Raw genomic sequence first — 14,986 nt, 5'->3', positions numbered from 1 at the left:
TCTTTATACTTTCGTTGGTTTCTTCTTGCTTAACCTTCCTAATAGAAAGGCACCCGCCCCGATCCCGATCAGGGTATTCGTTTTTTTGTTGAATGTCTGTTTAGCTACTAAGTTAAGGTTTTGGGGACGCTCCGCCAAACGGCGCATAAAGTATCCATACCAGTCCACTCCAAATGGAACATACGTACAAAAATTGTATCCTTCCTTGGCTAAACTCAACTGCATATCCTTTCTGAATCCGTATAGCATTTGGAATTCATATTTCTCTGCCGGTATGTTGTTCTTTTTCGCGAACTTTTTCACATGATTAATGACTTGGTGATCATGTGTAGCAATGGACGTAAATTTACCGTGAAGGAGATGGTACTCGATCAACTCAATGAAATTTTGGTCAATATCTTTTTTGTCTTGATATGCGACATTTTCAGACTCTTTATAAGCGCCTTTTACGATTCTTAACCGGTAATTTTTATATTTTGTAATCATATCTTTCGCATTATAAAAATAAGCCTGAATAACCGTTCCAATATTATCATAGTCTTTGGAAAGTTCATCAATTAAATCAAATGATGACTGAAGATGACCATGATCTTCCATATCAAAATTAATAAATACATTATATTTGTACGCGTTTTCAACAATTTCCGATAGATTTTCAAGGCAGAAATTATAATCAATATCCTGGCCCAGTTGAGTAGGCTTTAAGGAAATATGGGCATCTAATTGATGCTGATAAATTGCTTCAATAACGGCAAGAATGTTTTTTTTCGCCTGTATGGCTTCTTTCTTTTCAAATACAAACTCACCAAGGTTATCGATTGTTGCAGAAATGCCATTTGCATTCAATTCTTTAACACTCTTCACCATTTCTTCGATATTCGTTCCTGCTACGACAGACTGGGCACCAAGTTTAAGCCCCCATCGTTTTGCACCGCTATTAAGCATCTTATTTTGTGAAAGCATAATAAAAAAATCTTTTGTTATTGTCAAAATAGTGACCTCCATCATTTTGAACTGGACTTTTCACCAATTCAGTTATATTTAGCGTTAATTCCGGAATTTAACTTAAAAACAAACATAAAACACTTTTACCTCTTATATGTATACAATTCACAGAAGAGAGATTTCGGCCAGCGTTTTGCATTGAGGTACCATATTGGTTTCGGACAGCCACATGCAGTGCTTCACACAAAATTGTTGTCTGGCCATTATAAAGATTTAGCTAACTGATAATCGTTAAAGTAAATGACTTCAGTAAGGAATTTACAGCCCCGTACCTTTTCAAAAGTTGATTTTGCTTCTTGTTCTGTTTCAAATTCAAACATTTTGACATTTTTATTGGAATGGATAGTGATAATCCACATTAAAATTCCTCCAATTCAAATCATCTTATCCTCGTAAATAATAAAGCCATTAAACTTTGTATCTAACCAAGCTGCGTCATCTTTACTGATAAATTACTAAGCGAAGACCCCATTTTTTAGCGCTTTATTTAGATCATTATTTTGAGAGGCTTAGAGATAGAATTTTTCGAAACGGTGCTATCCCTATAAAAGACAGCATAAAAGCTGCCTCTTTTCTTAAATTGTTTCACTAATCGTTTTTGCCTGCATGTGTAAAATAAGATAGTCAGGTCCACCTGCCTTGGAATCTGTTCCTGACATGTTAAAACCACCAAATGGCTGGTAGCCAACAATCGCTCCTGTGCAGCCACGGTTAAAATAAAGATTTCCTACATGAAATTCTTCTTTTGCACGCTTAATATGATCAGGGTTATTTGAGAGTAACGCTCCAGTTAGCCCATACTCCGTATTGTTCGCTATTTCCATCATGTGATCAAAATCGCGGGCTTTACAGAAAGCCAAAACAGGACCAAAAATTTCTTCCTGCATAATGCGTGCTTTTTCATCCACATCAGCAAAAATAGTCGGCTGAATAAAGTAGCCTTTAGAATCGTCCCCTTCACCGCCGGTTATCAACTTGCCTTCATCTTTTCCAATTTCTATATATTTTGTAATCTTGTTAAAAGAAGCTTGATCAATAACTGGCCCCATGTAGTTATTCATGTCTTCTGGATTACCGATAGATAACGTGTTTGTTAAAGCAGCTGCTTTTTCTAAAACTTCGTCATAGACATCTTGGTGTACAACTGCACGTGAACCAGCCGAACATTTTTGCCCCGAGAATCCAAATGCTGAGTACACAATCGAGGATGCTGCTAAATCTAAATCAGCATCTTTATCCACTACAACAGTATCTTTTCCACCCATTTCAGCTATCACACGCTTCAACCAGATTTGGCCTGGCTGCACTTTTGCTGCACGTTCATAAATACGGCAGCCAACCTCACGTGAACCAGTGAAAGATACAAAGCGGGTTTTAGGATGATCAACAAGGTAATCACCTACTTCTGCACCACTTCCTGGAATGTAATTGATTACTCCTTCAGGAAGACCAGCTTCTTTTAATAGTTCCACAAATTTTGCTGCTATTACAGGTGTATTATTCGATGGTTTTAAAAGAATCGTATTTCCTGCTACGATTGCTGCCGCCGCAGTTCCAGCCATAATCGCCAACGGAAAGTTAAATGGCGAAATGATGATCCCTACACCAAGTGGAATATAATTAAAAGCATTTGCTTCTCCTTCTCTACTTTGTACAGGAGCCCCCCCTTTTAATTGCATCATTTGGTGTCCATAAAAAATCAGAAAATCAATCGCTTCTGCCGTGTCTGCATCTGCTTCTTTCCATGGCTTTCCGGCTTCCTTTACTAGATAAGCAGAAAATTCATGTTTTCTTTCGCGGAGAAGCTCTGCTGCACAAAATAAAATATTCGCCCGTACTTCAGGGTCTTCTTTTTTCCAAGTATCGAAAGCAATTAGAGCAGCTTGCATCGCCTTTTCAGCCAACTCTTTATTTGCTTTGGAAACACTTCCAATTACTTCTTCCTTATTCGCTGGGTTAATCGAAATGATTTGTTCATCTGTTGTAATCGACTCGCCCCCGATAATTAAGGGGTAGCCTTTCCCCATCTCTGTTTGAACAACTTTCAATGCTTTATTGAATGCATTTTTATTTTCTTCAATCGTAAAATCAGTGAATGGCTCGTGCTTATATTTTTCTTTTAATGTAGTATTCATAGTCATGTAGTTTCTCCTTTATAGATAATAAGTTCGTAAACATCTTCCTGTTGCATTAGGCATTTTCCAATACAAACTGTTGATTCAAGGTAAAGCCTTGTTGATATGGATCGGTTTCTTCTAAAGCAAATCGATGTAATCCGGTAACCCAGGCTGCCCCTGTAATCTCAGGAATAATAGCATCGAAACCCGATACTGTCGTTTTCCCAACTACTTTACCTGTAAATCTGGAATCGATGATACTTTCTTGAATAATACTTTCACCAACTTGAAGATCCAGGGTGGCTAATTTCGCTGAAGTACCTGTGCCGCATGGAGAACGGTCAATTTGTCCGTTGCCAAAAACAACAACATTACGATAATGATTCTTCTCCTTTTTTAAGCTGAATTCTATAAGGTCCACCGTGCAAATATTGGGGTTTTGAGGATGCTCAAAATAAAATTGCTCATTAAGTATTTGTTTTATTTTCATACCAAGTTTGGATAAGACAAGCGTTTCGCTTGTTTTCAATTCCAAATTAAATTGTGACGCGTCTACAATAGCAAATATACTGCCGCCAAAAGCAATATCTAATTTGATCGTTCCATAGCCTTCAATCGAAATATTCATATCTTTTTCAAGAACAAAAGATGGCACATTCCGGAACGACACTTGACTAACTTTCTGATCTTTATATTTAACTGTACATTCTACCTTGCCTGACGGTGTATCAAGAAAAAACAATTCCTTTTGAGGTAACAAGCCAAACTGTATACCTGCAGTAATGGTGCCGATTGTGCCATGACCGCACATATTAAGGTAATCACCGCTGTCCATAAATATTATGCCCGCATCACAGCCTTCCTGAGAAGGTTCACAAAGAATGGCCCCGAACATATCCTGATGACCGCGTGGTTCGTTCATTAATAAATTTCTTAGCCAAGGTATTTCTTTTTTAAGATTATTTTTTTTTTCTATCATTGTATCTCCTGAAATTTTTGGAACCCCACTTACAATGATTCTTGTTGGCTGACCCATTGTGTGGGTATCGATTGTTTCTATAAACTTAGAAAAATTGATCATCACTACACCTTCTCTTTTTTCACAAAAATTTGCGTTCTACTAGACATATTGCAATTTGCATGCCAAAAAATTTTTTCAGCATTACAGCGATTAAAAAAACATAATTAAATATAATTCATCCTCTTTTATATACCGTATATGTTTCTTATTTTGAACTGATAGAGCTGGGTTAAAGGGATGGTACAATGGCAAGATTAATACGTAATAATAAATAAAAAAAATCAATCTCTACATATACATATTGAATGGACTTCATTTTTAAAATATTATAAAAAGTGTAAATATTATTTACATATTGTAAACCCTGTAAACTTACACAAAAGAGCTGTAAAGGGAGGCAGATCAATATAGCGGATTTTAGTAGAGATAATATCCTTTTTTATTTAGAAGCTATTTTAAAAACCAGTAAAGATGCAGTCACGGCTGTGGATAAAACGGGGCGGGTTGTTTACTGGAATGAAGCAGCAGAAAATACTTATCAAATTAAATCAAATGAAATAATAGGGAAAAACATAGAGAACTATTTTCAAATGAAGGATATTAAATTGTACGAAATATTAAAAAGTAAACAGCCGATATTTGACGTTTATCATCAACCTCGGCCTGATAAGCATATTTCGATCAGTTCTTCTCCTGTTTTTGACCATGGCGGCAACCTGATTGGCGCCATATCGGTAGATCGTGATATTACAGCTACCGTAAAACTAAATGATAAGCTTTCCGTTACAAACTCAAAGCTACAAGATTTAAAACAGCAAATCATTAATCAGGCTAAAAACTTACCTTTCTCCAGCATAAAAGGCAGCAGCAAAATGATTAATCAGATAAAGGCCTCCGCTATTAAAGTGGCAACAACGGACGCAACAGTGCTGATATTAGGAGAAAGCGGTGTAGGAAAGGAACTTTTTGCACAGGCCATTCATGAGTCAAGTTCTAGAAAAAGAAAGCCATTTGTTCCTATTAATTGTGGTGCAATCCCTTCCCCTTTATTTGAAAGCGAATTCTTCGGCTATGAAAAAGGTTCGTTTACAGGAGCTGAAAAGGGTGGGAAAGCGGGAAAATTAGAAGAAGCAAATGGCGGTACACTATTTTTAGATGAATTAGGAACAATGCCTTTAGATATCCAGGTTAAATTCTTAAGAACGCTTCAAGAAGGAGAAATATATAGAATAGGCGGCACAAAAGCAATCAAAGTGGACATAAGGGTAATAGCAGCTACAAACAGCATGCTAGAGGAAATGGTGGAAAAAGGGGAGTTCAGGGAAGACTTATATTATCGTCTAAATGTGGTTCCCCTTCATATTCCTTCGCTTCGAGAGAGATTAGAAGATGTTCCGGAGCTGGTAAATTTATTTATAGAAGAATTCTCTATAAAATATCAAAAAGAAATACAATTCCTATCCAATGATATCATGGAGTTATTTTCCTCATATCACTGGCCCGGTAACATAAGAGAATTAAGAAATTTTGTAGAAAGACTTGTGGTCATGACTGATGACGCCGTATTACAAGCCAGTGATATATTGAATATCCTTCCACAAAGGGCAAAAAAAATAACGTTTGAAAATGATAATATCACCTTTCAAGATGAGATAAGCTTAATAGAAAAAGAACGAATAAAACATGCATTAGAAAAGACGCACGGCAATAAGACACTGGCAGCTAAGGAATTAGGATTTTCAAGAGTTACTCTATACAAAAAGATAACGAAGTATGGACTTTAACATTAATTTCGTCCTGGAAACCATATTACACTTGCTGAATTTAGCGAATGCTACCCATCGTTCTGCAATAGAAAATGGAAAAGCAAAATAAAGTTGAAGGATAAAAATAATTTGTATTATTAGGGCATCCTATGGGGTGCTCTTTATTATGCAATCAAAAGAACAATGCTACTTATCGTATTCAAATTTTTCGTTTGTAGTTATTGAGGTAAACTGCCCCGTTAGCTCCATAAGAAAAAGAGCTGCCAAAGCAACTCCCTTATTGAAGTACAGAAACCATTAGCACATCATTAAAATTATGTGACGAAGGACCTTCTATCAACCAACTCCGCCCCCTCCTGCCAATGATTGCACATCATTCGTCTATTGTTTTTCAAACATTTTATTCTTTAAAAAATCCATAAAAACAGATTTGGTTTTACCTTTTAAATAGATAAAGTCTATACTAATATTCGTTTTCACGGGAGGAGTCATTTCTACTCTAAATAACTCTTCATTTTCTATTTCCTTCCTTACACAATGCTCAGGTAAAAAGCTAATGCCTAGGCCTTGCAATACTAAATTTTTAGCCGTTTCCATATTGTCAACTTCTACATATATATTCGGATTTACACCATTGCTTTGAAATAGACGATGAATGATGAGCCAATCGATGGATCCATAATCAAAAAAGATAAGAGGCTGTTTACTTACATCTTCTACCGTTATTCTTTCTTCTTTTAAAAAAGGATGATTGGAAGGTACAACAAGGCTAATAGGATCATTATAAAGACGAATTGATTCTACTTGAGGGTGGGTTTCTGTTCGTATAATGCCAAAGTCAACCTCTTTATTAAGAACCTTGTGTAAAATATCTTTAGAATGACCTGTTATTATTTTGATTCTAACATCCTTGAACTTAGATTTGAAAGCAGGCAAAATATCAGGGAGAATGTTGTTGGAAATGGACAAAGCACTCCCAAGTACCAGCTCAAAAGGTACAGTTACTTGTTGTAATCCGTACTTTGCTTCCTGATAAGATTGAAGAATTTTTTGTGCGTGCGGAAAGAAATATTCTCCCTTTTCAGTTAAAGAAATTTTATTTCCGTTGCGATGAAAAAGCTTTAAATTAATTTCACGTTCAAGGGATTGAATCCGTGCTGTAACAGAAGGTTGAGTTAAATAAAGAGCCTCTGCTGCTTTATTGAAACTACCCAGTTGACAAACATAAATGAAGGCTTCAATATTTTCAATATTCATTTTTACTGCTCCTAATTTCAGTTCACCATTACGTCTATCTAATTCACCCAATGGCTTTAGCTGATTCTGTCTCAATAGCTGTTTTAATAACCGTCTTGGCTAAAATTTCGGTTGGGTCAATCATACAAATATTTTGGGATGATTTAAGTACAAGAGGGATTTCTGTACAACCTGCTATTATAGCTTCTGCCCCTCTTTTCATTAATTTATCAGCTACTCTTGAAAGGTAAAAAAGCCCCTTCTCCAAATCATTCCCTTTAATCGCATATATTCCTTCCATCACTTCTTTTTGCATTTGCCTATCAGGCTCAATGGCATTAATATCGTACAATTGACAACTTTGTTGATACAGTTTTGTACTGATTGTTCCATCAGTAGCCAACAAACCTACTCTCCTCATATTATTTACATTTAAAAAGCGAGCGGTTTCTAAAGGCATATGTAGAACCGGGATACTAACGGATTCCTTTATGGATTTAAAGTAAAAGTGAGCAGTATTGCAAGCCACTGCCAGAAAATCCGCACCAGCATTTTCTAGCCTTTGTGCCGATTGTACAATAAAAGGAGTAGGATCTGCACCCTTTCCCAAAATAGCTGTTGTTCGATCAGGTATTTGTGAATAATTGTCCGCGATAATATGGATATGATCCTGGTCTTTCTTTGCAGGTGTATAAGAAATTATTTTATTCATTAAATCAACAGTTGCTAATGGTCCCATTCCCCCAATAATCCCAACTACTTTTTGCATATTCTTCACCACTTTTATTTTTAATTTTATAATATAGTTTTTTAAGTACTTCACTTTATTATAATTTTTATACGAAGTGATGAATTATAGAAAGAATCTATACACTAATAGAAACAATGAATTGAACTTTACTAATGATGACATTTCTCCTCAAGTCCATCCGAACTGATCCCTGCACTTGCACGATCCTGCCCCTTTTAATTCCATAAGGCTGTTTTCGCATACTTTGTTGCTATTTACCAAGTAAAGCGGTGTGGTTGATTTCCCATCCAGATGCTCGTTTTCCGCGGTGCGGGCGGTGAGCCTCCTCGGCGTAAACGCCTGTGGGGTCTCACCTGTCACGCTGCTCCCGCAGGAGTCTCGCACTTGCGCTCCAATCAACCTTAAATCGTTTCGTTTTAAAAACAACAATCTTTACGAAAAGAGCCTTCCATAAAGAAAGAACTGCCTTTAAGGCAGTTCCGATTTTAAGCTAAAAGTACCCGCTAGTGAATGTCTCATTCCATGTCTATACAAAATCAAAAAAGTCTTCAAGATGACTATTCATGCCACATCTTCATGACGTTCAACAATGGGGCGGGAATAACTTTCCCCCATTCTTCTGATGCAATGATGCTGCTTAACGTTTCATCAAAATGTTGGCGGCACCTGCCGAATGCTTGACTGTTCGGTTTGAGCTTTCCATTCTCCCTGACGGAACTCTTTTTCCCACTTCGAAACCACAATACAAGCAAGAACATGTCCAGGAGTATTACAAGCAGTGCGTGCCATATCCAGCACACGGTCAATTCCTGCAATAATTGCGACGCCTTCTGCAGGAAGCCCTACTGCTGAGGCGGTTGCTAAAAGGACAACTAGCGAACCGGAAGGAACAGCGGCAATTCCTTTTGAGGTTGCAACAAGAACCCCCATTACAATCAGCTGTTGGCCAAAATCCATCGGGATGCCATATGCTTGTGCCAAGAAAATGGAGCAAACTGAAAGGTACAATGTCGAACCATCACAATTCAGTGATAGCCCGGAAGGAATAACGAATGAAACAACGCGTTTCGAACAACCGTATGCTTCCATTCGTTCCATTAACTGAGGCAGAATGGTTTCCGTACTTGTTGTAGAAAAAGCGATAAGGAACAAATCCCATACCATGCGAAACACTTTAAAGTAAGAAATCTTCAAGAACCAACCGATTATTGGGAATAGGACGAAAATAACGATAGCAAGCCCAAGATACACAACCCCAATCAACTTTGTCATAGGGATCAAAAGGGCAATGCCATACTGACCTACAGAGGCTGCCATGAGAGCGAGTACACCAATCGGTGCCGTTACCATGACCATTTGTGTCAGTTTAAACATGATATTTGCAACTGATTCCATGAACTTCATTGCCGGCTCTGACTTTTTGCCAATTGCTCCAGCAGCTGCACCAAATAAAATAGCGAAGAATATAACAGCTAATAAATCACTTTTTGCCATCGCATCAACAATGTTGCTTGGAATGATGTTAACAAGCATCGTCTTGAAATCGACAACCTTGGTAACGCTTTCATTTAATTGTGTGATATCCTTTTGAGCAAGGTGGGACAGATTAAGCCCGGCACCAGGCTTTAAAATATTAACAAGTATAAGACCTAAACCGAGGATCAGAGTGGTAATAAATTCAAACCAAATAATTGTTTTAAGTCCTAATGAACCCATTTTTTTCATGTTTCCGTCGCCTGCTGACCCAATGACGATAGTGGTGAAAACAATAGGCACAACAATCATTTTAATAAGATGAATAAAAGCGTCGCCAATTGGCCTTAAGGATTGGCCAAATACAGGAAAAAAATGTCCGATAAGTGCTCCAATAAACAGTGCTATTAATACTTGAAAAGCAAAAAACTTTTTCATATGTTGTCCTCCCTGAACGAAAGATTAATAGCCTCATCACACAATATGTCAATAATTTGATCATTCCATTCTCATTTGACTATGAAATGAGTTAAAAATTGATTCTACATTTCCATCGACACCCCCCATTTAAAAATATTTGTAAATATACCAAAAACTGTATCACCTTTTCGTGATTCAGTAAAATACTGAATTACTATAAAGTTATAAGAATTAATTATTAATCCCGATTACATCTTTTTTTGTTCCTTAATCAGCTAACGTACCCATTCGTTTAGATGACCCACAATGGTACACTTCCATTGCAGAATGGGAACCATATCCGAAACATGTATAACCCCGTCCTAAAATTAGGACAGGGTTAACATAAGGCTGTTTAATTGTTGATCACCAAACTTAAAACTAATGTCGTTTAGAACTGGTTCATAAAGTTACTGCTGCGCTATCTGAATAAGATTACCGCATGTATCGTCGAAGACAGCTATTGTGACTTCGCCCATTTTTGTCGGCTCCATAGTAAACTTCACGCCGTTTTCCAATAATCGTTCGTACTCTTCATGAATATCTGCAACGCCGAACATTGTTGCCGGGATGCCATCGGCAAATATCTTCTTTTGATACTCCTGTGCGGCAGGATGCTCATTCGGTTCAAGTAAAAGCTCGGTACCTTCATGATCCTCGGGAGAAACAAGCGTGATCCACCTGAATTTCCCCATTGGAACGTCATGCTTTTTTACAAATCCAAGCTTTTCTGAGTAAAACTCCAGTGCCTTGTCTTGGTCTGATACGAATATGCTGGTAACAATGATTTTCATAATGTTTTGCCTCCTTTGATATTTGTGACGCATGGTGCTGTGCTGACAATCTGGCTGCAAGCAAAGCGGAAAATTACTCTATCCATCCCTTTAGCAAATTTTTGAGTGGTTCGTTGTTGAATATAACTACTCGATACTTTCCCTTTCGTTTTGACTTTACGAGCCCGGCATCTTCCAATACAGAAAGATGTTTAGCTATCGCTTGTCGCGAAATGGAAATGTCGTGCTTCATAATGAGACGTACCGTAAGTTCATACAACGTCAGTTCGTTGCGTTCGGATAGTTCGTCTAATATAAGCCGCCGAGTCGAGTCTCCAAGTGCCTTGAATATAGCGTCTTTGTCCCAATTCATATATCGAGTATAAGCAACCATAAAGTTGCTTGTCAAGAACAAGCAACTTTATGGTTGCATGATAAAAGAACCGTATTTTGCTTTCTTAACAAGTTAAAGTCACATACTTGTAGTTTGAACCATTATAGAAATATAATTTCAACAAAAATGTGCAATAATTCTCATTGGATCATCCAGTTAAATTTATAAGCATCTGCCCGGTTAATTCCATAAGAAAAAGGCTGCCGCAGCAACCCTTGTAGTTAATAATCCGGTTTAAATTCGAAAGGATTGCATCAAACATTCTTCATCATCTATATTTTTCTTTTTTTCTTCAAAATCTATATTCAGCGCCTTAAAAGTCTTTCTCCAAAATATAACGGCAGGAATATTCTTGGCCAATTCAACAACAAAGTAGCAACCCTTTTTTTGTTCAAACAATACCTTTAATAATGCAATGGCCATACCCTTTCTTCTATATTTTTTCAAAATAAAAATATCATTAATGCTGTAATCATATTCCTTATTTAAAAACGGCCTTTACAAGAGTAATAAAAACCCTACAATTACCTTATCTTTTTTCAAAAAATATGGTGTTACCCCTTCCCTCTTCCAAATTAATTCAAATGAATCAAATTCAAACGAACCATCTGATGATAGGTCTAAACCATCGGTATACTCCGAAAGGTCATGTAAATAAAGGGAATATAAATTCTTAAGAATATGCCTTTCATCTGCGGGAATTTGATTTAATGAAACAGTCATTAGTTATACCTCTTTTACAATTAATCAAATCTCTTAAATTATTTCGGCATAAACTTTCATTTGCCCTTCATGAACTATCCTGCCCCGTTAGTTTAAGTACATTTCTCACATTTTCACAACAATATTAATATAAATATCCAGTTTTGTTTGTATAAATATGTTTGTTTGCTATCGAATTTGATTTAATTCTTAATATATAAAACCCAAAATACTGAGTAAAAGATTTATCTTCATTTAAAATGGCTTAATAGGAATAGGGTGCATGTTTTTCACTGATACTCGTTATGTTTTGGAAACTTGAATGTATAAAAGCGAGTCTAAGATGTCATCATCAATCTTTATTTTATACTCCGAGTGTGATTGAATCCCCTTGGACGAATCTTTTTATGGATTCGCCAACAATTTTTCTTCATTTGACCCAAGCTTGATCGTGTATTCAGTCGGTATCCATAAGCCTGTATTCTCATTTCTTCCTTGGAGAACATATTTCGGGTTGTTTTTGCCCATCCGTTCTGCAGCTGTTTTCGCAAGCTTGCCTATATCACCTGTTTTGAGGCGGTTGATAATTAAACCGAGTTTCAAACTCTTAATTGTAAGCATTTCATAATCTGTGCTGCTGTCTCCCGCTACGAATATCGGACCGTATCCGCCCCGCGATTTGGAGATTGCGTGTTCAATCACTTCCACCTTACCTTCTCGAGCAGTGATCGGCCAATTGTCTTCATATTCTGCTTGAGTAATTCCTTCCTTCTTTTTTAATCTCATCCCAAAGACATTTTCCTTTGGAACGTTGTAGCCGTATTTTGGATTTGACGAAAATACCTCGACCACCTCTTCCATCGAAGCCGAAATAACAAAAACGTCAATCCCATTCTCCATAAAAGTATGCATTAAGTTTGCGATTTCCGAGGCCAGACGCAGTCCTGTTGTATAGGTAACTTGAACAGTACCGGCTTTTCCTAACATTGACCCAGGACTTATAAGCGTCACCGATGCCATTTCCGCTCCTAAATTATAATCATTTGAAGCCTCTGCAAGCTTCTGGACTTCTTCGGTCGACATGTTGGAAAATAAATAAAGCACCCATGGATATCCGATTTCAACACCGTATGTTTCCCCAATGGCTTCATACAGAAAGTACATTTTCGCTTTAAAATCTTTAAATTGATCAGTTGAATGAAGCGTTTCTAACCTCTCTTTTCCATTCATCCCATTAAAGTTGGAATAAAGAAATTCATAATCGCGCTTCAGATCCTCGGCGATTTCCTTAAGAGTGACCGCATTTCCTTGAAGGTTTTTAAACTCGTTTGAAAAGGGTCCATTCGGCACATTCTTTTTGATCACTTCATAAAACTCTTTCGGTTGCATGTTATATGCCAAGTGATCAATTTGATAAAGAAAGAGGGCCTCCTCCGTATCATTCATGATGCTCGTATGATCCCAATCAAAAACAACATAAGGTTTTCGATTTGGATCGTATCCTGTGCTTCCAGCACCATGCTTATCAATTAGGTTTTGAACAGACTTATAGGTGTCAGGAGCCCATTTCCCTTTATCCAACACTTGAATACAATGGCCCTCCCTATTTTGCGGAGTCGAAACTGCTTTTCCGCTTGCAGCCGCTCCTAAGGAAGCATACAAAAACAAGCAAATAACGATCATGCCAAATAAAGCTTTTAATTTGGTTCTATTATTCATATTATCCCCCCTGTAAAATGCAAAAGACGCCTGCCCAATAGCTCGTTATTAGCTATTGAAACAGGCGCCATTGCCGATTGATTCTTTTATGCGTAAATATTATCATGAATTTTCAAAATAGTCAAAATTTTATTCGTGGTTCTTTTCTTAACAATTGTAACTTTTTAAAACAGGATTTCTGTTATCCTTATTAATTAAGCGCCCGTTTTGCTCAAAAATCACAAAAGAGCTACATTAGTAAAGTACTGGAATTCCAAACATCGGACAACAAAATAAACAATCAACTTTTTTTTTTTGAACTAACCTGCCCCGTTAGTTCATGAAGCGATAAATATTAATAATCGCCCATATTATAATCAAGCCCCAAATCAATACTATTATTGAGCCGACTATCCAATTTTTCGGCTTACCCTTTTTCATCATTTCTTCTGCCTTAACTTCACAGTTGGTCAGTACGCTCTTTGGTATCATCTTTAATGCAATCATTACCCCTATCGGAACGAGAATTACATCGTCTAAATAGCCAAGAATGGGTATAAAATCAGGTATTAGGTCAATCGGACTGAATGCATAAGCTACAACACAAGCCGTAAATACTTTTGCATACCAAGGCACCCGTTCATCTTTACAAGCAAAGTAAAGGATAAAGATCTGTCGTTTTAGATTCCTCGCCCAAGTTTTAATTTTTTTGAACATTTTATCTCCTAATAAGCGTTAAGATTTTCTTTTCATTATAACAAAATAAATTTACTAAGATTCACTAACCTGCCCGATAGTCGCATAACTAAAAAACTGCCTTAAAGACAGTTCGACCTTAAGCTAATGTAAGATATTGAAGCTTGCTTTTTATTTAATATGGTATTTTTCCTCATTGTTTGATTTTCATGGTCGTGTACCATATCTGTCCCTCATAAAAAAGCCTAATTAATTCAAAATTGTGCCAAACAATCAATCACTTTGTCCACTCCTGATTGTTTTCCCTTTCATATGTTATTAAAGTAAGACAAGCTAATGAAAGGGGGATGTAATGATGACAAGTCGAAATTCATCGTCTCGTCAATCCAGTTCATCTCGTAGAAACAGATGCAATGGATGTGTCTGTAATACTTTACGCCGTTTGCGTCCTGGTACAGAAGTAGACGTTTTTTTATCTGGAGGCACAGTTCTTGAAGATGTGATCTTCCGTGCCTTTGACAACAATACTTGTTGTGCCCGCTTCAGAGATGAAGAGGAAGAACCTGGTACTATCATTTTTGTTGACTGCCGAGACATCCAAGCCCTTCGCATCGAGTAATAACATTTAGGGGGATCCTTCATTTTTTGAAGGATCTTCTTTTATTAAAGACATCGTATGGAACTAACCCGCCCCAATGCACAAGGAAAAAGAGCTGCCTTAAAGACAGCTCCGATCTTTGCTAACTATTTATCATTCGTGTTTATTAAGAATGCTGGCGCATCTTACTGAACATCATTAGTTAATCGACCGATGTTCTCGACTTCAACGACGACCTCATCCCCCGACTTGATCGGGCAGCTGCCAGATGGTGACCCCGTGGCCAAAATGTCACCT

General features: G+C 37.1%; 14 protein-coding genes and 1 pseudogene. 2 read left to right on the top strand and 13 right to left on the bottom strand.

The window, feature by feature from the left end; translation table 11 throughout:
- Nucleotides 1-3: 3 nt before the first annotated feature.
- From ACQKNS_RS09025 to ACQKNS_RS09010, 4 genes are all read right to left on the bottom strand, one after another.
- Nucleotides 4-963, bottom strand: a complete 960-nt coding sequence (locus tag ACQKNS_RS09025) for a proline dehydrogenase family protein (RefSeq protein ID WP_427644141.1) — start codon at nucleotides 961-963, stop codon at nucleotides 4-6.
- Between the two features lie 245 nt (nucleotides 964-1,208).
- On the bottom strand, nucleotides 1,209-1,364 hold the full coding sequence (locus tag ACQKNS_RS09020; RefSeq protein ID WP_427642203.1) for a hypothetical protein: 156 nt from the start codon (nucleotides 1,362-1,364) through the stop codon (nucleotides 1,209-1,211).
- A gap of 216 nt (nucleotides 1,365-1,580) precedes the next feature.
- Nucleotides 1,581-3,140 (bottom strand): L-glutamate gamma-semialdehyde dehydrogenase, encoded by a 1,560-nt coding sequence (gene pruA / locus ACQKNS_RS09015; protein WP_427644139.1) that lies wholly within the window; start codon nucleotides 3,138-3,140, stop codon nucleotides 1,581-1,583.
- A 55-nt stretch (nucleotides 3,141-3,195) separates the two neighbouring features.
- A complete protein-coding gene (locus ACQKNS_RS09010; RefSeq protein ID WP_427642202.1) occupies nucleotides 3,196-4,203 on the bottom strand; it encodes a proline racemase family protein in 1,008 nt (335 codons plus the stop codon).
- Nucleotides 4,204-4,550: 347 nt separating this feature from the next.
- Here ACQKNS_RS09010 and ACQKNS_RS09005 point away from each other — a divergent pair, with 347 nt between their 5' ends.
- Nucleotides 4,551-5,927 carry a sigma-54 interaction domain-containing protein gene (locus ACQKNS_RS09005; protein ID WP_427644137.1) on the top strand — a complete coding sequence of 459 codons (1,377 nt, stop codon included), beginning with the start codon at nucleotides 4,551-4,553 and terminating at the stop codon, nucleotides 5,925-5,927.
- 363 nt (nucleotides 5,928-6,290) lie between these two features.
- Here ACQKNS_RS09005 and ACQKNS_RS09000 read toward each other — a convergent pair whose 3' ends face one another.
- The 8 genes and pseudogenes from ACQKNS_RS09000 to ACQKNS_RS08965 all read right to left on the bottom strand — a co-directional run bounded on the left by ACQKNS_RS09000 (nucleotide 6,291) and on the right by ACQKNS_RS08965 (nucleotide 14,112).
- The gene (locus tag ACQKNS_RS09000) at nucleotides 6,291-7,166 is read right to left on the bottom strand and encodes a LysR family transcriptional regulator (RefSeq protein ID WP_339200913.1); all 876 of its coding nucleotides are present in this window, start codon (nucleotides 7,164-7,166) and stop codon (nucleotides 6,291-6,293) included.
- Nucleotides 7,167-7,209: 43 nt separating this feature from the next.
- Nucleotides 7,210-7,914 carry an aspartate/glutamate racemase family protein gene (locus ACQKNS_RS08995; protein WP_427642201.1) on the bottom strand — a complete coding sequence of 235 codons (705 nt, stop codon included), beginning with the start codon at nucleotides 7,912-7,914 and terminating at the stop codon, nucleotides 7,210-7,212.
- Between the two features lie 630 nt (nucleotides 7,915-8,544).
- Nucleotides 8,545-9,807 (bottom strand): dicarboxylate/amino acid:cation symporter, encoded by a 1,263-nt coding sequence (locus ACQKNS_RS08990; protein WP_427642200.1) that lies wholly within the window; start codon nucleotides 9,805-9,807, stop codon nucleotides 8,545-8,547.
- Between the two features lie 431 nt (nucleotides 9,808-10,238).
- Nucleotides 10,239-10,622 (bottom strand): VOC family protein, encoded by a 384-nt coding sequence (locus tag ACQKNS_RS08985; RefSeq protein ID WP_427642199.1) that lies wholly within the window; start codon nucleotides 10,620-10,622, stop codon nucleotides 10,239-10,241.
- A 73-nt stretch (nucleotides 10,623-10,695) separates the two neighbouring features.
- The gene (locus tag ACQKNS_RS08980) at nucleotides 10,696-10,974 is read right to left on the bottom strand and encodes an ArsR/SmtB family transcription factor (protein ID WP_076370470.1); all 279 of its coding nucleotides are present in this window, start codon (nucleotides 10,972-10,974) and stop codon (nucleotides 10,696-10,698) included.
- Between the two features lie 255 nt (nucleotides 10,975-11,229).
- A pseudogene (locus ACQKNS_RS08975) lies at nucleotides 11,230-11,718 on the bottom strand (GNAT family N-acetyltransferase).
- A gap of 384 nt (nucleotides 11,719-12,102) precedes the next feature.
- Nucleotides 12,103-13,416, bottom strand: a complete 1,314-nt coding sequence (locus ACQKNS_RS08970; RefSeq protein WP_427642198.1) for a haloacid dehalogenase-like hydrolase — start codon at nucleotides 13,414-13,416, stop codon at nucleotides 12,103-12,105.
- Nucleotides 13,417-13,728: 312 nt separating this feature from the next.
- Complete coding sequence (locus ACQKNS_RS08965; RefSeq protein ID WP_427642197.1) at nucleotides 13,729-14,112, bottom strand: YkvA family protein; 384 nt, start codon at nucleotides 14,110-14,112, stop codon at nucleotides 13,729-13,731.
- 334 nt (nucleotides 14,113-14,446) lie between these two features.
- On the opposite strand from ACQKNS_RS08965, the gene ACQKNS_RS08960 reads away from it, so the two are divergent.
- Entirely contained in the window at nucleotides 14,447-14,710 is a 264-nt protein-coding gene (locus ACQKNS_RS08960) for a hydrolase (protein ID WP_427642196.1), read from the top strand.
- A 164-nt stretch (nucleotides 14,711-14,874) separates the two neighbouring features.
- Here the strand turns inward: ACQKNS_RS08960 and ACQKNS_RS08955 are convergent, their stop codons facing one another.
- Nucleotides 14,875-14,976, bottom strand: coding sequence for a hypothetical protein (locus tag ACQKNS_RS08955; protein WP_427644135.1), 102 nt, complete (start codon nucleotides 14,974-14,976; stop codon nucleotides 14,875-14,877).
- Nucleotides 14,977-14,986: the final 10 nt, after the last annotated feature.

Origin of the sequence: Peribacillus sp. NPDC094092 (assembly GCF_050279365.1) — a bacterium.
Lineage (GTDB): Bacteria > Bacillota > Bacilli > Bacillales > DSM-1321 > Peribacillus.
This window is presented reverse-complemented; position numbering and strand designations above follow the sequence as displayed.